Here is a 19,074-nt window from a genome sequence, read left to right as displayed (position 1 = left end):
ACCGTGAGAGGTACGGTTTGCCATCACGCCCTAGCTTTCGAGAGCCGACCGCTTGCGGTAGTCTCCCGGGGTGAGTCCGGTTATTTTTTTGAACATGCGGATGAACGACGTGACGTTGCGGTACCCGATCTTTTCGCCGATATCCTGAACGCTGAGCGGGGTGCGGACGAGCATAAACTTCGCCTCGCGGATACGTACGCTGTTCAGATGGTCGCTGAAGTTCGTTCCCGTCTTCTCTTTGATGTAGGCGGATAAGTAGTTGCTGGACATGTTCATCCGGTCCGCCACCGAATCGAGCGACAAGTCCTCGTTATAGTGCGACTCCAGATAACCGACGAAAAATTCGACGACCGGGTCCTTCTCCTCGCGCTTCCGCTTGACGGCATCGGCCGCGAGCGGGACGAACCGGTCGAAGAAGCGCGTATAATCGTCGTAGGAGAGACATTCCTCCAGCTCGCCCAGCATGGCGCTCAGCTGCTCGATCTTGCCCGGCTCGACCTTCGCTTTCTCGGCGATTTTGACGATTTTGGCGGTTACGCTGAGCGCGAACACGCGAAATTGCGCGCGAAACGCTTCCTTCTTGTGCATAAACTCGAGCATCCGGCCGATCAATTGGCCGCCCGCCGCGCCGTTGCCTTCTTGCATATTGACATAAAACTCCTGCTCCTGCTCGGCCGTAAACACGAAATGCCCGGACGGCGGGGCATCCTCCCACAACAGCTGCATCTCACCCAGCAGTCTTGCCTGCTTCACCCGATCCAGCGTCTGCATATAGGCTTGATTGAAATCGGCTCCGGCCGGGAAAGCCGAACTTACGGATGCGGTCACGAGATAATGGCCGGTATCATGGTCGAAAATCGTCTTCAGCAAACCGAGCGCGTGTTCGAGCCCCCGCTCCAAGGCCTCTCCGTACACGATCGACACGAGTTGGTTGCTCTCCGTCTGGATCGTGCGGGAAAATTCAAAGGGTCCCGACAACATCAGATCGACGCATTCGCGGGCGGCATACGTCAGCGCATCCGCGCTTACATGCGCAGTTTCGAGCGGCGCGTTGCGGAAATGAAACTGAAACAGCACGATGCGAAACGGCAGCAGCCGCTCGAGCGGCTCCTTCCACTCGCCGGAGGCGGTGGCGATTTTTTTGAGCTTGCTCATATAGCCGAAATCGGTCAGCAGCGACGTCTTGTTTAGCAGATCGTCGTGGATGTCGTTCCTTTCCTGGATCAGCTCCCGCGATATTTCGTTGATGAGCGTAAATTCGTAAATGCTGCTTCGTACGGCCTCCGGGCTTCGCTGCTTGAGCGAATCGATAATTTGCTTGACCGGTCTGCCGATTTTGCGGCTGAACACGACCGAGGCGGCTGCGGCGATCGCGACCGCAAGCACGGACAGGGCAATCAGCGTGAGGCGCAGCTTATGGATTTGCGCGGCGATGCTCGCGTAGGGTACCGACGTCGTATACGTTAGGCCCGACTCGGGACTTTTGAGATAAAACGTGTAGATGTTGTCGTTTACGACATAGCCTTGCGTATCGCCGGGCAGCGCGGGTATGGCTGGCGACTCCGCATGGGCGGAATCGAACAGGACGCCGCCGCCGGCATGAACGATCGCGAAGCCGGGACCTTCTTTGCCGTAAAACGTCTCGAACAGCCGGTCCGCATCGAGCAGCCCGACGACGAGATAGTTGTAACCCGGAAGCTTTACGGACATCGGCAGCAGCCGCTTGCTCGTTTTGTCCGGGGCAACGATCGAGAACAGCCGGCTCGGATGCAGCTCCGACGTATAAGGCAGCGTTAGTTGCCCCTTCCAGTATGGCAGGTCGTACGGCTCGCTTACGTAAAATTGCGAAAACAAGCGGTCCGCGTCGCCGGTCCCGTTTTTGTCCACGGCGTAAGCGGCCGCATTGAAATACACGAGGATGTTATCCAAATACAGAAACGGATTGCCTACGTCGCGCCGAAGCTGCTCTATCATATCGGCCGGCTTCAAGTAATTGACTTGGGCCGGATCTTTGGCGGTAAGCTGCCGGCCGAAGGAGACGACGCTTTCGTTCTGATACAGCTTGAACAGCAAATTTTTGATGATGGCGAGATGTTTCTCGTACCGGTCCGCCGCATGCTCCAGCGATACCCGGTTATTCTGAATAATTTCCCGCTCGATCGTCGTTTTGAAGAAGGCGAACGACAAAAAATTGAAGGAAGCGAGAAGAACGATGATCGCGACGAAGCTGATCATGCTTTTGACGAACAGCGAATTTACTTTAAACGGCAGCGGCGGCAATGGCGGTGACCCCTTTTTTTGGAAGAAAGCGCTTTAGCAAACAACGAATGTCTTTATTGTACAGCAAAATCGGGAGCCGGAGAATGCAAAAGGTGTAAAGAGATCGTAAAAGGGCTTGATCGCAGCGGGCGGTATACGCGTTGTACGCGGAAAAAATTTGAAAATCCCGCGTGTCATATTTCCGGCAAGGGCTTCGTATGGTTAGAAGTACCATCTTTATGAAAGGGGGATTCATTTGCAGACATTGTTACCGGACCGCCTCGATCTACCCGGTGCGCACTCTAAAGATATGCTGCGCCTGCTCGTACGGGATGCGCATACGCTTTATGCGTACTGGGCCGTTTCCGACCGCAAAAATGGGCTGGCGTCGCAGCATTTCGAATGCGACTACGGGCAATTGACGAAGGAGCTGCGCCTGTACGACGTCACGCATCTGATGTTTAACGGCCATAACGCACACCGGACGATCTGCATCCGGCTGACGCCCGAAGCGGACAATTGGTACATAACCGGGCTTGAAGCCGACCGGGCGTATATGGCCGATATCGGCGTGCGTACCTGGGAAGGCCAGTTCGTTCCGTTTGTCCGCTCCGGCAGCGTGCAAACGCCGAGAGACCGTCCCGCCGGTTACGGGGCGCCGCTTGTTACCGTAGCGGCCGAAGCTTCCTCGCCACACCCTGCCGCCTACATCGCTCCAAGTGGTCCAGAGCATTTCAAATCTTACTTGCGGCTATGACGTCCTGCCAGGGACGCGTCCGAGAGGCCGTCACGCCTATGTGCGTTCGTAAAAGAACATATTCGTATGGGGGGTTCCATGTACAAAAGCTTGAGAGCAAAGCCCGAGTGGAAAGGGTATCTGGCTTTAATTTTGCACGCCCATCTGCCTTACATCCGTCATGCCGACCGGGATGACGTCATGGAGGAACGGTGGTTTTACGAAGCGATGACCGAGACGTATTTGCCGCTGCTCGGCGTATTCGAGAGGCTTGATAGCGACGGAATCGACTACCGCATTACGCTGTCGATGACACCTACGCTGTTGTCGCTGTGTGCCGATCCGCTTATGCAGGGGCGCTACGCCGTTCATCTGGATCGGCTGATCGGACTCGCGGACAAAGAGACGGAACGTCTATTCGGTGACGAGCGGCTGCTGCCGCTCGCCCGAATGTACGCGGAGCGTTTCCGCGAGCTGAAGACGTTGTACGAGGTCTGCGGCCGGAATGTGATTGCGGCTTACCAGCGCTTGCAGGACAGCGGCAAGCTGGAAATTATGACGTCCGCGGCAACGCACGGTTATTTGCCGCTGATGCGGACGGAGGAGGCGATCAGGGCGCAGATCCGCACCGGCATCCGCGAGTACGAGCGGCATTTCGGCCGCAGGCCGGGCGGCATCTGGCTGCCGGAATGCGGCTATACGCCGGGCATCGACCGGCTGCTGAAGATGGAGGGCATCCGCTATTTCATCGCCGACTCGTCCGCAGTGGAGTATGCGTCGCCCGCCCCGAACCGGAAGCTGCTCGCGCCGCTGATGACTCCGTACGGCGTGACGGCGTTCCCGCGCGATCCGGAATCGTCAGAGCAGGTATGGAGCGCCTCTAACGGCTACCCCGGCCATTACGATTACCGCGAATATTACCGCGACATCGGCTGGGATCTCGGCTGGAACGACGCCGAGGAATGGGATTATATCCGTCCGTATGTGCTGCCGACGCACGAGCGGGTCAACACGGGCGTGAAATATTACCGCATTACCGGCAAGGGCAACCACCGCGAGCCTTACAACCCGGAATGGGCGAGGAAAGCGGCGGAGCATGCGGACCATTTTCTCGCCTGCCGGGGAGAGCAGGTCAAAGCGTGGAACGGCTGGCTCGACCGGCTGCCGCTCGTCGTATCGCCTTACGATGCGGAGCTGTTCGGCCACTGGTGGTACGAGGGCCCGCTCTGGATCGAAATGCTGTGCCGCAAAGCGTATCACGACCAGCATGCCGTGAAGCTGGTGACGCCCGGCGACTATTTGCAGCAGTATCCGGTCGCGGATACCGGCTATGTGAATGAGTCGAGCTGGGGCCGGAGCCACTCCTCGGAAGTATGGCTGCAACCTGCGAATGACTGGCTGTACCGCCATCTGCACGAGGCCGAGGAGCGGATGATCCGGCTTTCGCTGCGTCATGCCGGGGAGCGGAGCGGCGGCTGTGCGCTGCGGCGGCGGGCGCTGAATCAGGCGGCGCGCGAGCTGCTGCTGGCGCAAAGCAGCGACTGGGCGTTCATTATGGACAGCGGCACGGTCACGGGTTACGCGGTTCGACGGACGAAGGAGTTTCTTAGCTCGTTTGCCTTGTTGTGCGGCATGATCGAGGACGGCCGAATCGACGAAGCCGCACTCGCGGCTCTGGAGCACCGGCACAACCTCTTCCCGGACATCGATTATGCCGACTACGCCCCGGCTGTGGAGGAATCGACGGCGAAACGGCCTGATCCCCTTTCGCCCGGCATCCGGGATAAACCGAACGTATTCATGCTCGCTTGGGAGTATCCGCCCAAGTTCGTAGGAGGCTTGTCGCGGGCCGTCGCCGATCTGGCGGAGGCGCTCGCTGCGCAGGGAGAAGCGGCAATCCATGTCGTGACGACCGCATTCGAGGGCGCTCCGGCGTATGAGGTGCGCTGCGGCGTGCATGTGCACCGGCTGCCCGTGTTAGGCTCGGGCGATACGGACTTTTATCATTGGACGTTCGAGATGAATATGGCGATGGTTGATTACGTCGTCGCCTGGAAGGAGCGCGGGGGGCGTCTCGACCTGCTGCACGCCCACGACTGGATGGTGGTTCAAGCCGCCCGCGAGCTGAAGCTCAGCTACGCCGTGCCGCTTGTCGCCACGATCCATGCGACCGAAGCCGGAAGGAATCAAGGGCGGCTGCACAGTGAGCTGTCCCGCCGCATTCACGGCCTGGAATGGAAGCTTACGTACGAGGCGAGCCGCGTGTTCGTATGCAGCAGGCATATGAAAGAAGAGGTCGTGCGCCTGTTCGAGCTGCCGGAGGACAAAATCGACATCGTGCCGAACGGCATCCGCGTCCCGGAACAAGAGGAGGAGCTGGCAGCGACCGGAAGGGAGCCGTTCGCTGCCAGCGACCGGATCGTGCTGTACGTCGGCCGGCTCGTCTACGAGAAAGGCGTGCAGGTGCTGCTCGCGGCGATGCCGTCCGTTTTGGCGCGCGAGCCGCGGGCGAAGCTTGTCGTCGTCGGAGCCGGGCCGATGCGGGAGCAGCTCGAACGGCAGGCTGCCGAGCTCGGACTAGGGGATCGTGCCTCCTTCTGGGGCTTCGTGGAGGAAGAGACGAAGAAAAGGCTGTATGCCACAGCCGATGTGTGCGTGTTCCCAAGCCTGTACGAACCGTTCGGCATCGTGGCGCTGGAAGCGATGGCCGCACGCCGGCCGCTCGTCGTCTCGGACACCGGCGGACTGGCGGAGCTGATCGAGCATGGGCACGACGGGTACAAGGCGCTGGCGGGCCATGTCGAATCGCTCGCCTGGCATGTGACCGAGCAGCTTCTGGATTCGGCGAGAGGCACGGAGATGGCGGAGCGGGCTTATTGGAAGCTGAAGAGCGAGTATGCGTCCGGCTCGATCGCGGAACGGGTCCGGGAGCGCTATGCCGCGCTTGCCGGCTGGTTAAGCGCCAAGCGGCAAAACGACGGTAACGCAGATCAGGAACGAATGGTCATAGAAACGATACACTGAGGGGCATATCCCTATTCGGGATTGAACATATACAGGGGGGACGCATTTGAAGGCAATCATCATGGCTGGCGGTAAAGGAACGAGGCTGCGCCCGTTAACTTGCCAGCTTCCGAAACCGATGGTTCCTCTGCTCGGACGTCCGTGCATGGAATACATTATCGATTTGCTCAAACGGCATGGCATTACGCAAATCGGTGTGACGATGCAATTTATGCCGGAGGCGATCCGCAGTTATTTCGGCGACGGACGCGAATACGGCGTCGAGCTGCACTACTTCGACGAAGATACCCCGCTCGGGACAGCGGGCAGCGTCAAAAATGCGTCCGACTTTCTGGATGAACGATTCGTCGTCATCAGCGGAGATGCGCTCACCGACTTCGATCTCGGACCGGTGATCGACTTTCATTCGCGCCGGGAGGCGCTCGCGACGATCGTGCTGACGCGGGTGGAGCGACCGCTCGAATACGGCGTCGTTATGACGGACGAGGAAGGGAGGGTCATCCGGTTTCTGGAGAAGCCGGACTGGAGCGAAGTGTTCAGCGATACGGTGAATACCGGCATCTACGTGCTGGAGCCCGAGGCGCTGCAATGGGTAGCGGAAGGCAAGGAGCAGGATTTCAGCTCGGATCTGTTTCCGCTGCTGATGAAGCGAGGCGAGCCGCTGTACGGGTGCATCAGCGAAGGCTACTGGTCGGATATCGGCAATATGGAGCAGTACCGGCAAGCCCAGTTCGACATGCTGGAAGGCAAAGTGAATGTGGCGATTCAAGGCAGGCAGCTGTACCCCGGCATCTATGCCGAGGATGGGGCGACGCTTCCGCCGGACAGTGCGGAGTGGAGCGGACCGGTCTACATCGGTCAGGGCACGGTAATCGAGGAGGGCGCGACAGTCGGTGCTTACACGGTGCTCGGCGCGGGAAACCGCATCGGCCGCGGCAGCGCGATCGGTCAAACGATTATGTGGGATTACAATCAGATCGGCGAACATAATGAAATCGCGGGAGCGACGCTGTGCAGCCAAATCCGCTGCTACCCGGAAACCGTCATCGGGGAGGGTGCCGTCATCGGCAGCCATTGCACGATCGGACCGAAGGCGCATGTATTGCCCCGCGTTAAAATATGGCCCCATAAACGGGTACGCGAGCATGCCGTGCAGGGTGACTCGGTCATTTGGGGCGAAATCGCGAGGAAGCCGCTGTTTACCGACGGGGCGGTAGCCGGCTATGCCAACGAGGAGGTGACGCCGGATTTTGCGGCCAAGTTTGCCGGCGCTTACGGGGCCAGCCTGGCGAAAGGGAAGCGGATTGCGGTCAGCTCGTCGGCGGACGGCTTCGCCAGGCTGATCCGCTCGGTGCTTATCCCGGCGCTTCAGGCGGTCGGGGTTCGCGTAACCGATGCCGGCGATAGCATCTCTTCGGCCGCGCGGTTCGGCGTTAAGGCGCTTGGTGCCGATGGAGGCATTCACGTGCAGGTTGTCTCGGAAGGAGGCCGCGCCGTATGCCGTCTTGAATGCATCGATGCGGCGGGGCTGCCGATCGGCAAAAGCGCCGAGCGGAAGGTCGATAACGCCTTGGCGCTCGAAGATTTCCCCAGACTCGAAGTGGCCAGCATACCGGACATCCGGCTTGCGGAAGGCATCATGGACGCTTACGGCAAAAGGCTGATAACCGAGCTTGGCGGCGAATCGGGGCAAGGGCCGCTCACTGTCGTCGCCGAAGCGGCGAACCCTGCCGTGCGCCGATTGATCGGCGTATGGTCCGGCGCTTTCGGTTGGAATGTCGTGTATGTTCCTCAGGAGACGACCGAATCGGCCTTTGGCTCTGCTGTCGTAGGTAACAGCGCCGCTTTCGGCGTACGGCTCGATTACTCTGGCGAACTGCTCTGCCTATACGACGAAGGCGGCAAGCCGGTTCCGGCGGAACGGGTCGACGTCCTGCTGTACATGTCGTATTTTCAATGCTGCCGCGGCCGCACGGTAGGCGTGCCGCTGAGCGCCCCGACGTTCCTCGATTCGGCTGCTGCTGCGCTTGGCGGCCAGGTCGTCCGCACGAAACGATGCGCACGGGCCGTGCTTGAGGCGTCCGGCGACCATCCGTTCCACCCGGTACACGATCCGCTGTTCGGGATCGGCCTGCTTGCCCGGAACTTGCTCGGCAGCGCGCTGTCCGTCACGCAGCTGCTGCAATTCATGCCGACCTTTTCGCTGCACAGCACGTATGTGGAAGTGCCGTGGAGCGAGAAAGGAAGGCTGATGAGGCTGATGACGGAGCAGATGAGAGGCCGCCGCGCCGATCTGCTGGACGGGATCAAGGTATACGACGAGAGCGGCTGGGTGCTGCTGCTGCCCGATACGGGCGAGCCCCGTTTTACGCTGATCGCCCACGGGGAACAGGAGGAGTCGGCGGTCGAGTTGGCCGAGCGGTACAGACAGGAGTTGACGCGCCATTTCGTCTAATGGAATAATAAGGATATAGGCTGGACATACAGATTAATAGACTTCCTCGATGCAAGGATCGCTTGCATTCATCGAAAGCCTGGGAAATCGGGCGTTTAGTGGGCACATCTTGTGTTGTTCACAGCGGGGAGGAGTAGGGGTATGAATGTGATCCCGATTGAATCGAAGCAAATCGGTTATGTCGAGTACGACGCAGAGCGCTCCTGCATGATTGCTCATTTTACGACGGGAGAAATTCGGGTTTATCCGGTATCGGCTCAGGACTATTCCGTTCTGCGCGCCTCTAGCAACAAGTACGATTGCTTTGTAAGAATGACCAGCGGCGCCGGGCGCGATCCTGCGCCGAGAGCGGAGCTGCCGGCGTTCGGAAAGCGAAGCGGCCGCGTTACGGACGAAGCGGCGACATACTGAAATTCGGGCGTTCGGCTACTGCGGCGCGGAGAGCGCCGCCGGGGCCCCTTCCCGTCCGCTCGGTAAAGCGCTCCGGGAAGGGGCAGGCACGAATGCGCACCACTCGTTACTTTCGAACCGCGCTTTACCCATTCCCGCCTTACGAAAGGGTGACTTTCACGCGATGCCCCGCCACTATGCCATCGGCAACGGTACGATGCTCATCAATCTGGATGCATACACACGTATTCGCGACCTGTATTACCCTTATGTCGGACAACTGAACCACGTCGGCGGCCACCCGTGCCGAATCGGAGTATGGGCGGACGGCGCCTTTGCCTGGCTGGATGAAGGCGGCTGGCGCTGGACGCCCGGATACGTGCCGGATTCCCTTGTGACGCAGGTGACCGCCGAGCATGAAGGGCTTGGACTCGTGCTGGAAATGGGCGACGGGGTTCATCAACGGGACAACATCTATATCAAACAGCTTCGCGTAACGAACCGGACGGACCGGGAACGCGAAATCCGGCTGTTTGTGACGCACGACTTTTCCATCGACGAGACGGAGGTCGGCGATACGGCCGCCTTTTATCCGCGCAACGGCACCGTGTTTCACTACAAGAAAAACCGCTACTTTATGGCAAACGGCCTGGCCGGCGGCGAAGGAATCGTTCAGTATGCGATGGGCGTCAAACGATTCCACCAGGCCGAAGGAACGTGGCGGGACGCCGAGGACGGGCATCTGATGGGCAACTCGATCGCGCAGGGCTCGGTGGACAGCACGATCGGCCTAAGGCTGCGGCTCGGGGCGAACGGATCGGACTGGATCTACTACTGGCTGTCCGTCGGCGATTCGCTGGAGGAAGTCACGCGGCTCGACCAGTATGTGCGCGACAACGATCCGGGCAAGCTTCTGGACCGCATCCATGTCTACTGGCAGCGCTGGTCGAACAAAATCGACCGTGATTACGCCGATTTGCCGCCGTCCGTCATCTCCATGTTCAAGCAAAGTTTGCTTGTCGTGCGGACGCAGACGGATGCGCGCGGCGCGATTGTCGCGGCCAACGATACCGATATTTTGAACTATAACCGCGATCATTACAGCTACATGTGGCCGCGCGACGGCGCTTTGGTCGCCTATGCGATGTCCGTGGCGGGGTATCACGAGACGGTTGTGCCGTTTTACCGGTTCTGCTCCGAGGCGCTTTCCCCGGAAGGGTATCTGCACCACAAATACAATCCCGACGGCACGGTTGGCTCGAGCTGGCATCCGTTCATCGCGGACGGTCACGAGCAGCTGCCGATTCAGGAGGACGAGACAGCGCTTGTGCTGTTCTCGCTCTGGCAGATGTACCTTTCGTCCGGCAATATCGAGCTGTGCCAATCGCTGTATGGCAGCTTGATCCGCAAGGCGGCGAAGTTCATGCGCGGGTATATCCTGGACGATCTGAGCTTACCGAAGCCGAGCTACGATCTGTGGGAGGAGCGGTACGGCATCTACACGTTCACCGCTTCGGCGGTGTTCGGCGGTTTGAAGGCGGCTGCCGACTTCTGCGCGCTCTTCGGCGACCGGGAGCGGAGCGAGCGGTATATGAGGGTGGCGGATTCCGTACGTGACGGGATTATCAAGCATTTATGGGACGAAGAAAGCGGCCGGTTCGCGCGCGGGCTCGTCCTTCAAGACGGCGTATGGGTGAAGGATATGACGCCCGAGAGCAGCATTTACGGCATATTCGAGTTCGGCGTACTGGCGGCCGACGACCCGCTTGTCGTAAGCACGATGCGCAGCTTGCGCGAGCAGCTTACGATCCGGACCGACATCGGCGGCATCGCCCGCTACAAGAACGACTACTACTTTCAGCGGTCGCCGGATATTGAGCGCATTCCCGGCAATCCGTGGATCATCTGCACGCTCTGGATGGCCGAATGGGAAATCGAATGCGCGCGCTCGATGAGCGATCTGGAAACTCCGCGCCGGACGCTGGAGTGGGTGACCGGGCATGCGCTGGAGTCGGGCATGCTGCCCGAGCAGCTCGATCCGTTGGACGGCGGCCCGTTGTCGGTCGCGCCGCTTACTTGGTCGCATGCGACGTTCGTGCTGACCGTCGTAAAATATTTGAACAAGGCGAAGGAGCTGCAGCGGACGGAAGGCCGCGGTTGAGACGTTTGGCCGGGCTTAAGCCGGCTCCGGAGCGGATGCACGTTGGCATAGCCATATGGCGAGAAAAAGGACCTCGTTTCCCCCGGGTGTATCGGGCGGAAGCCGAGGTCCTTTGTGCGTCTGCTCGTTTAGCCGGATGTCCGTTCGACTATACGGTAGGCCAGCAATAGTATTAAGCAGGCCGAAGGTGATCCGGTCATTGGCACAACCGGTCGCATCGGGCTGCATGTCCTACTGGCCGGGCTGCGAAATAAGTATATAGGAAGCCGAAAATAAGCTATAATAACCTCCGAGAGCGAGGGTTATTGTAGCTTATTCGGAAGCAGAGGAGAGGGCGCAAGTGGGATATTTGGGCGCGATTGAAGGCGGAGGGACCAAATTTGTATGCGGTATCGGAACCGCGGACGGACACATCGTCGACAGAGTCTCTTTTCCGACGACGGTGCCGGAGGAAACGATGGCCCGGGTGTGCGGCTATTTTGCGGATAAATCGCTTGACGCGCTCGGTGTCGGCTCGTTCGGGCCGATCGACCCGAACCCGGATAGTCCGACCTACGGATTCATTACGAGCACGCCGAAGCCGCATTGGGGGAACTTCGATCTGCTCGGCGCACTCAAGGAGCGATTTCCGGTGCCGACCGGTTTCGATCTGGACGTTAACGCAGCCGCTTTGGGCGAGGCAACCCTTGGAGCGGCGCGGGAGCTGGCCGGCTGCTTGTACATAACCGTTGGCACCGGTATCGGCGCCGGCCTCGTTTCGAACGGACGCATTATGAACGGATTTACGCATCCCGAGATGGGCCATATCCTCGTCCGCCGGCATCCGGACGATACGTTCGCCGGTTGTTGTCCGTATCACGGGGATTGTCTCGAAGGGCTGGCGGCTGGTCCCGCGCTGGAGCGGAGATGGGGCGCGAAGGCAGCCGAGCTGCCGGCGGATCACCCGGCATGGGCAATACAGGCTTACTATTTGGCGCAGGCCTGTATGAACTTCGTTCTGATTGCGATGCCCCACAAAATCATTATCGGCGGCGGCGTAAGCAAGCAGGAGCATCTGTTTCCCGCAGTGCGGCAGCGGCTTAGCGAGCTGCTGAACGGTTATATCGTCCATCCGCGCGTACAGGAGCAACTGGATTCCTATATCGTGCCCCCGGGACTCGGGGATAACGCCGGCCTGACGGGGGCGCTGCTCCTGGCGCAGCAGGCGCTTCATCGATAAACATAACGCGGCTGCCGTGCTTTCTCGCAGGCAGCCGCAGTCCGTTCAAGCCATCGGCGCAGCGCTACAGCCCGATGGCGCTTTTATGCCCGCGGTACGTTCCTGCGTCCGGGAAACGGCTGGCCGCCAGCTCGGCAAACTTCCGGGAGAAGCCGTATAACTCCAGCTCGGCAACCGGCACCATGCGTACGTCGGCGATCGGCGTCGTTTCGAATTCGCCCGTCGGCATCCGCAGCTCCCCGGATAGCTTCCGGAGCAGGAACGTCACATGCAGGATCGGCGGCCGGGCTTCCGGCAAGTCGCATAGGTAGAGCAGTTTCTCTACCTGCACGTTCAAGCCCGTCTCTTCTGCAAGTTCGCGGATGATAGCTTGCTCCAGCGTTTCTCCGGCTTCCGCCTTTCCGCCCGGGAGCGACCAGCCCCGGTCTCCGACTTGCTGCTTGACGAGCAAAATCCGCTCCTTCTCGATGAGCACTCCGGTAACGCGCACGCGAAATTCATAGCGATCCATCAGGCATCCCTCCATAACAACTTTGGATAAATCTAGTATACTAGAGGAAACAGGGTGAACTACTGTTCTGAAAGCCTGTTCCATGTGTTTAGTTCAACTATAATAGAGTAAAAATGCTGCCGCATTCTGTAAAGTCATTTCTTAGGCCGATGAATGACTTAGTCTAGTGACATGCTCCCACCACTTATAGTAGTGGGGGCTTCCCAGGACTTAACTGCAATCGCAGTTATTCTTACTGGGCTATCCCCGCCAGCCCGGCGGTTCTCTATTCCTCTAAGCCAAGCCTAACATTCTCAATCCTTCGGCTCTTATGTTCCCGGCTGCATTCGCATCCCTCAGGTGGATACGGCCGCAGCCCTCGCATACCCAGACGCGTTCCTTCAGCGTGAGTAGCTTGTTGATCTTGCTACAGGCTCCGCAGCGTTTGCTGGAGGGAAACCATTTGTCGATTCGAACCAGACGCTTTCCCCGATCGGCCAGTTTATAGCCCAGGAACGTTCTGAACAGGCCATTGCCGTTATCCATCGTTGCTTTTCCGAGGGATAACGATTGCGACATGGCTTTCATATTCAGATCTTCCACGACGATGGCCTCCCAAGTTTCGGCTAGCTGTTTGCTTACTTTATGCAGGAAGTCTTTCCGCTGATTGGCTACTTTCTCATGGAGACGCGCGATCCGAAGCTTTTGTTTGCGCCAGTTGGAGCCACCCGTTTTTCTTCGGGAGAGCACCCGCTGTTCGTTCTTCAGCCGTATCTCCATGTTGCGGAGGTACTTCGGGTAGTCCGCAGATGTATTCCTATGGTCGATATAGAGGGCCTTAGAGCTATAGTCCAAACCGAGTACTTTGTCAGGATGGGGGAAGATCGGTTTTTCTTCGGTCTCATAATAAGTCAGGATGGAGATATGGTATTTCCCGCTAGAACTGCGGCTAATCGTGGCCGACTTGATGGTATGGCTTTCTGGAATATGGCGGTGGAGCTTGATTCGGATCTCGCCGAGTTTCGGAATCCGGACATGTTTGCCACCCGCTTCCAGGCGTATGGTCCCCTTCTGATTATTGGTCGTGTAGCTCTGCACCGGATTTTTCCGGCTCTTGAACTTCGGGTATCCGGTACGCTTATCTCGGAAAAAATGCCGGAAAGCCGACTTCAGGTTCAGCTCCGCATTGCATAAGGCAAGGCTGTCTACTTCGCGAAGCCAGGGGAACTCCGTCTTGAACGCTGCCGGTGTCCGAAACTTTTGCCGCTTCGGTCGCTCGGCATCCGTTCGATCCCATTCGGACGGGGCCTTACGTTCCGCCAACATCTGATTGTAGAGAAACCGGACACAGCCAAATGTTTTACGAATCATCGTCTCTTGCGTAGGTGTAGGATAGATACGGAACCGATAAGCCTTATTCATGCACTCCCCCCCCCCCATAACCAGATTATACCATAATAGAGGGAATGCATGTTCCTATTTTTGATAACAAAGAACATTACGAAATGCACCGATTCATCCCCCGCCTACACGCTCACTACGTGAGTAGCGTAGTTTAGAGGTTGGGGACTTCTCGGCTTTTAAGTTAAAAAGCCGTCTTCCGAAGCGAGCGCCTGTTATGCATACGAAGGGCCAGTGACCACTGGGCTTTTTGCCGCCGCTCCCGGATACGGCCTAAAGTCATCCTATCCTTGTTAACGGAGCTAAACATTAACCGCATTGGAGAACATAGAGAGCGTCAGCATCAAACTGGAGGGAGGAGCACCTATGCGGATTTCCGAGTTGGATAGCGAAAGCTTGAGCAGGGATGATGTCGATATGCTGCTGTTCCACCGGATGAACGACGACGGAGCGGACGGCGATTGCATCTTCGTCTTCGGCAGCAAGCGAAGCATGCTGTACCGGTTCCCGCAAGCCGTTAGGCTGTACCGGGAGAAGCGCGCCCCGCTGCTGCTGTTTTCGGGAGGCGTCAGATGGGAGGGCCAGCCCGATGTCGAGGCCGCGATGATGAAAGCGGAGGCCGTACGGCTCGGCATTCCCGAGACGGACATTTTGATCGAGACGAAGTCGAGGCATACGCTGGAAAATGTGCTGTTTTCCTCGGACGTGCTGGAGCGCCATATCGGTCTTGCGCACATCCGCCGGATTCTGATCGTGACGACCGCGTATCATATGCGGCGCTGCTTGCTAACCTTGAAGACGTATATGCCGCCATCCATCGAGTACACTTACTGCCCCGTAGACGACAAAGATACGAAACGGGATAACTGGTTTAAAAGCGAAGCGGGGCGGACAAGGGCCATCGACGAATGCAGGAAGCTGATTACGTATGTAAGTAAAGGCCAGTTGACCGATTATGAGATCGAACCGTAATCGGTATTGCCGGAATGGACGAGCGTTTGTTAGTTGGATTGCAGGATGGGCTCGCGAGCGGATATGCCGGCTTCGGCGGACTTCGTTCGTCCCGACGACCGCCGTATCGTCACGGTTAGCGGAAGTCCGGCTTCCGCTATGGCCGGCAAGAAGAGGATTCGAGCGCGATAGAGGAAGCGATAGTTCCGTTATAGAGGCAAAATGCAGCGGAAAACAAGGCTACTAACGACAATAGCGGAACCATTGGTTCCGCTATTGTCGTTTTGGTAGCCCTTTTCCCGCTTTTAACGGAACTAACTGTTCCTTTAAAAGCTCAGTGTCCCAGTTCGGCGCGTTGCCGCCGGAACGTCTCGTACGAGCGGGCGGCGCATTCCGAGATGGCGATCGGGTGGAAGCCCGGAATTTCCGCATGCATCGTATCGCGAAGCGGTGCGGTCCAGCTTTCCGGCAACTGTTTCGCTCCGAGCGCCGCGCCGAGGATCGACCCGACGGTTGCGCCGTTGCAGTCGGTATCCCAGCCGCCAAGGACGGCCATGCCGATCGATTGCTCGAAATCGCCTTTGCCGTACACGAGCGCCGCGACGACTAGTGCGGCATTGTTAATCGTATGAATCGGGTGGTATTCGCCGAACGCTTCATGAAGGCGAGCCGCCAGCTGCAGCGGATCGTCCGCCGTCCGGGCGATGTCAACCGCCTGTTTGACGGCGTGCGCCAACCGGCTCGAAGCCGGAATTTCGCTAAGCCCGATACGCACGATTTCCTCAGGGTCTGCGGTGACGAAGGCGGCGGCGATCATCGCGGCGACGAACATTTCGCCGTAGACGCCGTTTTTCACGTGAGAGAACGAGGCGTCTCTCCACGCCAGTTCGGCGGCAAGCTCCGGCTTGCCGGCGGCGGCGTAGGCGAGCCCGTCGGCGCGAATCTGTGCGCCGATCCATTCGCGGTACGGATTCAGGTGCGTCCGCACCCATTCGAGCTTCTCGGCAGACAGGGGATCGCCCTTGGCGGGTATGCCTATGGTCCATGCGTTGACGTATGCCTGCAGCTCGGCTGTATAGGTGAGCGAGACAGGAAGATGCCGGTGCCATATCCGGCCGATATCCCAGGCGTCGAAGTCGAGCCCTTTTTCCTCCAGCAGCTTCAGCGCCAACACCGGGTAGCGGATGTCGTCGTCCGTCTCCATAAACCGGATGTGCTCCCTGGTGCTGTCCATGCCTTGCGGATTGAGCACAAGTCCGTATTCGTCCGCCGCGCGCGACTGAGCCGGAACGTAGCCGCGAATCGGCCAGGCGTCCGCTCCCTCCAGCCAGCGGTAGACGTGCTTCCACGGCGGTGCGTCAGCCGTTCCGTATACGAACGGCCCGGTTTCGAACGGCTTGCCGAGCGCGCAGCCGACGCATCTGCCGAGCCAGGCTCCGGCAAATTTGTCCCGCCACTGCGCTTCTCCCCACGATTCGGGGTCCGGCAGCGTTCTCGGCCCGTCCGGTCGCGCGGCGCGGATCGCCTCCAGATCCGAAGGCTCGGCATACGGAAAGTCAGGGGCGACGGGCAGCTCCATCAAGTCGCGATATACGTCCATCAGCGCGTCATACTGCTTCCCCGCAGCGGCCAGCCGTTCCGCAAAGCCTTCCACGCGGCAGCCCTCTTCCTTGCGCTGCGTAATTTCTTGACGAATGAGTCCATGCAAACGGTCGGTATTCGTTGTAGGTATGGGCATGGAGATCCTCCTTGTACAATGCATGTAGGCCTACATTATATAAGAAGCACCAGGTAACATCTTCTCATATTGGCGTCATTCGTTCTCAAAAATGTCCCTCAGCGGATGCTCGTTCCGGTATTGCTGCGGGGTCACCCCGACATGCGTTTTGAACAGACGGTAAAAGGTCGCAAGGCTCTGAAAGCCGCAATCGAAGCAAATGTCGGCTATCGGCCGCTCGGTTGATGCCAAAGCTTTCTTCGCTTCGCGGATGCGGCGCTGCGTTACGTAATGGTGGAAGCCATAGCCCATCGCGTGCTTCCAAAACCGCGCCGCTCCCGAGGGAGTCATGCCGAGATGGCTAGCGAGCTGTTTCAGGCCGATATTCTCGTAACCGTTCGTCTCCACGAAGGCGATCGCCTGGCCCAGCTTGCGGCGGGTTTCGCTCTCCATATGCTGAAGCTGATGGCCGGGGCTTGCGGAAAAATGTCTCAATATAACCACGCAGACGCGAAGCATCGAGCTTTTGGCCGCCGTCAGATAGCCTTCCCGCTTGTCCTTCAGCTCGGTATAAATATCCCGCATCAGCGGAAGCAGCTCTTCGGAGGCCGGGCTGCCCGCCGGTATATGATTCTGAAACCGTTCGGGGCTGTAGGCGAACGGCAGCAGCAGCGTTTCGTCCTCGGCGAGCAGCAGCGCCGGATCGAAGTTGACGAATATATAACTGCTTGGCTGCTCTGGATCGGACTCCGCTATATGCTCTTCGCGGTGGTTGACGACAAATAAATCGCCGGGTCCGACCTCGTACGTCTTCTCGCCGAAAAAGAACCGCCCTTTGCCGGAAACGCAGGCGCCGATCTCGAGACTTTCGTGTACGTGCATCGGTTCTTTTTCCGCTTTTGGTGTCCATTCGAATGCGTTGATCGGAATTTGGTGATCGTACCGGATATGCAGACGGCGCATGCGTATCATCTCCTCTGGGCGGTTGGGTTGAAAAATGTTCCGTTATTATGCAAATTTTAGCCGTTTTTGCTCTGGATTGCTAGCCGCCAGCGCGGGCGCAAGCTAGCGGTTTCGTTTCCGCTTCCAGACGAACGCCTTGTCCGCTTTTTCGAATCCGATCTGCTCATAGAAGCCTACTGCCTTCGGTGCGGATGTCAGTACGAACTGAACCTCCTCGTCGCCGAGCTTGTCGATCAGCATCCCAACAAGCTGTTTCCCGATGTGCTGTCCCTGGTAGTTTTGGTCCACGGCCAAATCGGAAATGTAGCAGCAGTAGGAATAGTCCGTAACAGCTCGGATCGCGCCGACCAGACGTTCGCCGTCCCATGCCGTAAACAGCTCGTCCGCATTATCGATCATCCGCTGAAGCCGCTCGTAATCGCCGGTCGGTCGGCGGATGCCGGAAGCTTCGAACAGCTCCGACAGCGCTTCGGCAGTAACCGGCTCGTTTGTTTTGTATGTAATCGAATACGTTCTTTCGTTTGGCACTGTCATGCGGGAGCCCCCTGTTTATGTGACGAAATCGGTTCACCCCCATTTTGCCATAACTTGCGGGCGGATGGGCAGCGAAATTTTTTTGAAAGGGCGGCAAGTGTCCTGGGAAAATAAAGTACTAGACTGGCGAGGGCATTAAACTAATGGGGCAGATATGCTTAATGAATTGTTGCTTTTACATTTCTCTGAAGGAATAAGGTAGATTCATATCGAATACATGGAAAAATGACCCAATAACTTCAAATTTGAAAGGAGTTCCAATATGGGAAGTTTAACGATTAGCTCCATGCAAAGTCTTGATCTATAAACAACGGCGGTTGTTTGTATGGAGCCAGGAATAAATTTTCCGCCATCATTTCAGCGTGTTACGATGTTTGTTTATAGGATAGACTTTGCAACCTTAAATTTTTAATAAAATTATAAGGAGCAGAGCTATCATGAAATATGTAAACGCCGATATCATTTTTCCGGAAGAACTATTAAAGGAAATACAGAAGTATATCCACGGTAGCATGGTTTATGTCCCAACTCGTGAAGGATCACGGAAGAAATGGGGCGAAAATTCAGGAAGTATAAAACTTTTAAGCAAAAGAAACGAAGCAATACGTGAAAAATATTCCAATGGTATGACGATCGATGAACTCTCGGATCAATTCTGCCTTTCGAATGATAGTATTAAAAAAATCATTTATTCAAAAAAATAGGCTTTTAAAAGTCACGTCACACGGTTTTCGCTGGTGTGACTTTTTTTGTAATAAATGTTTTTTATTAATT

Annotated in this window: 14 protein-coding genes; 8 read left to right on the top strand and 6 right to left on the bottom strand. The window is 57.7% G+C overall.

The features are described 5' to 3' along the window. Nucleotides 1-30 precede the first annotated feature (30 nt). On the bottom strand, nt 31-2,280 hold the full coding sequence (locus tag D7M11_RS28120; RefSeq protein ID WP_120750594.1) for a helix-turn-helix domain-containing protein: 2,250 nt from the start codon (nt 2,278-2,280) through the stop codon (nt 31-33). A gap of 235 nt (nt 2,281-2,515) precedes the next feature. Here D7M11_RS28120 and D7M11_RS28115 point away from each other — a divergent pair, with 235 nt between their 5' ends. From D7M11_RS28115 to D7M11_RS28090, 6 genes are all read left to right on the top strand, one after another. Beyond that, nucleotides 2,516-3,016 carry a DUF4912 domain-containing protein gene (locus D7M11_RS28115; RefSeq protein ID WP_120750593.1) on the top strand — a complete coding sequence of 167 codons (501 nt, stop codon included), beginning with the start codon at nt 2,516-2,518 and terminating at the stop codon, nt 3,014-3,016. 78 nt (nt 3,017-3,094) lie between these two features. Next, on the top strand, nt 3,095-6,019 hold the full coding sequence (locus D7M11_RS28110) for a 1,4-alpha-glucan branching protein domain-containing protein (protein WP_120750592.1): 2,925 nt from the start codon (nt 3,095-3,097) through the stop codon (nt 6,017-6,019). A 46-nt stretch (nt 6,020-6,065) separates the two neighbouring features. Further along, nucleotides 6,066-8,474 (top strand): sugar phosphate nucleotidyltransferase, encoded by a 2,409-nt coding sequence (locus D7M11_RS28105; RefSeq protein ID WP_120750591.1) that lies wholly within the window; start codon nt 6,066-6,068, stop codon nt 8,472-8,474. Nucleotides 8,475-8,615: 141 nt separating this feature from the next. After that, on the top strand, nt 8,616-8,885 hold the full coding sequence (locus tag D7M11_RS28100) for a hypothetical protein (protein ID WP_120750590.1): 270 nt from the start codon (nt 8,616-8,618) through the stop codon (nt 8,883-8,885). Between the two features lie 163 nt (nt 8,886-9,048). Continuing rightward, nucleotides 9,049-11,025, top strand: a complete 1,977-nt coding sequence (locus D7M11_RS28095) for a glycoside hydrolase family 15 protein (RefSeq protein WP_120750589.1) — start codon at nt 9,049-9,051, stop codon at nt 11,023-11,025. Nucleotides 11,026-11,365: 340 nt separating this feature from the next. Further along, a complete protein-coding gene (locus tag D7M11_RS28090; protein WP_120750588.1) occupies nt 11,366-12,244 on the top strand; it encodes an ROK family protein in 879 nt (292 codons plus the stop codon). Between the two features lie 64 nt (nt 12,245-12,308). On the opposite strand, the gene D7M11_RS28085 is transcribed toward D7M11_RS28090, so the two are convergent. Both D7M11_RS28085 and D7M11_RS28080 read right to left on the bottom strand, forming a co-directional pair. After that, entirely contained in the window at nt 12,309-12,755 is a 447-nt protein-coding gene (locus D7M11_RS28085; protein ID WP_240041339.1) for an NUDIX domain-containing protein, read from the bottom strand. Between the two features lie 273 nt (nt 12,756-13,028). Next, nucleotides 13,029-14,156 (bottom strand): RNA-guided endonuclease TnpB family protein, encoded by a 1,128-nt coding sequence (locus D7M11_RS28080; protein WP_120750586.1) that lies wholly within the window; start codon nt 14,154-14,156, stop codon nt 13,029-13,031. A 345-nt stretch (nt 14,157-14,501) separates the two neighbouring features. Between D7M11_RS28080 and D7M11_RS28075 the strand changes: the two genes are divergently transcribed. Continuing rightward, entirely contained in the window at nt 14,502-15,107 is a 606-nt protein-coding gene (locus tag D7M11_RS28075; RefSeq protein ID WP_120750585.1) for a YdcF family protein, read from the top strand. A gap of 313 nt (nt 15,108-15,420) precedes the next feature. Here D7M11_RS28075 and D7M11_RS28070 read toward each other — a convergent pair whose 3' ends face one another. The 3 genes from D7M11_RS28070 to D7M11_RS28060 all read right to left on the bottom strand — a co-directional run bounded on the left by D7M11_RS28070 (nt 15,421) and on the right by D7M11_RS28060 (nt 18,300). Next, nucleotides 15,421-16,824 carry an ADP-ribosylglycohydrolase family protein gene (locus D7M11_RS28070; protein WP_120750584.1) on the bottom strand — a complete coding sequence of 468 codons (1,404 nt, stop codon included), beginning with the start codon at nt 16,822-16,824 and terminating at the stop codon, nt 15,421-15,423. A 75-nt stretch (nt 16,825-16,899) separates the two neighbouring features. Then, nucleotides 16,900-17,766, bottom strand: a complete 867-nt coding sequence (locus D7M11_RS28065) for a helix-turn-helix transcriptional regulator (RefSeq protein ID WP_120750583.1) — start codon at nt 17,764-17,766, stop codon at nt 16,900-16,902. A 102-nt stretch (nt 17,767-17,868) separates the two neighbouring features. After that, complete coding sequence (locus D7M11_RS28060) at nt 17,869-18,300, bottom strand: GNAT family N-acetyltransferase (RefSeq protein WP_120750582.1); 432 nt, start codon at nt 18,298-18,300, stop codon at nt 17,869-17,871. A 437-nt stretch (nt 18,301-18,737) separates the two neighbouring features. On the opposite strand from D7M11_RS28060, the gene D7M11_RS28055 reads away from it, so the two are divergent. Then, nucleotides 18,738-19,004, top strand: coding sequence for a CD3324 family protein (locus tag D7M11_RS28055; protein WP_120750581.1), 267 nt, complete (start codon nt 18,738-18,740; stop codon nt 19,002-19,004). Nucleotides 19,005-19,074: the final 70 nt, after the last annotated feature.

The organism is Paenibacillus ginsengarvi, assembly GCF_003626695.1.
In the GTDB taxonomy this organism is placed as follows: Bacteria; Bacillota; Bacilli; order Paenibacillales; family NBRC-103111; genus Paenibacillus_AB; species Paenibacillus_AB ginsengarvi.
Note: the sequence above shows the minus strand (reverse complement) of the source record. Positions and strands in the feature narration are given on the sequence as shown.

Excerpts from the sequence above, each read along its gene's own strand:
- D7M11_RS28075 (WP_120750585.1), top strand. The coding sequence starts at position 14,502 with ATGCGGATTTCCGAGTTGGATAGCGAAAGCTTGAGCAGGGATGATGTC.
- D7M11_RS28070 (WP_120750584.1), bottom strand. The coding sequence starts at position 16,824 with ATGCCCATACCTACAACGAATACCGACCGTTTGCATGGACTCATTCGT.
- D7M11_RS28110 (WP_120750592.1), top strand. The coding sequence starts at position 3,095 with ATGTACAAAAGCTTGAGAGCAAAGCCCGAGTGGAAAGGGTATCTGGCT.
- D7M11_RS28065 (WP_120750583.1), bottom strand. The coding sequence starts at position 17,766 with ATGCGCCGTCTGCATATCCGGTACGATCACCAAATTCCGATCAACGCA.
- D7M11_RS28095 (WP_120750589.1), top strand. The coding sequence starts at position 9,049 with ATGCCCCGCCACTATGCCATCGGCAACGGTACGATGCTCATCAATCTG.
- D7M11_RS28055 (WP_120750581.1), top strand. The coding sequence starts at position 18,738 with ATGAAATATGTAAACGCCGATATCATTTTTCCGGAAGAACTATTAAAG.
- D7M11_RS28100 (WP_120750590.1), top strand. The coding sequence starts at position 8,616 with ATGAATGTGATCCCGATTGAATCGAAGCAAATCGGTTATGTCGAGTAC.
- D7M11_RS28080 (WP_120750586.1), bottom strand. The coding sequence starts at position 14,156 with ATGAATAAGGCTTATCGGTTCCGTATCTATCCTACACCTACGCAAGAG.
- D7M11_RS28085 (WP_240041339.1), bottom strand. The coding sequence starts at position 12,755 with ATGGATCGCTATGAATTTCGCGTGCGCGTTACCGGAGTGCTCATCGAG.
- D7M11_RS28060 (WP_120750582.1), bottom strand. The coding sequence starts at position 18,300 with ATGACAGTGCCAAACGAAAGAACGTATTCGATTACATACAAAACAAAC.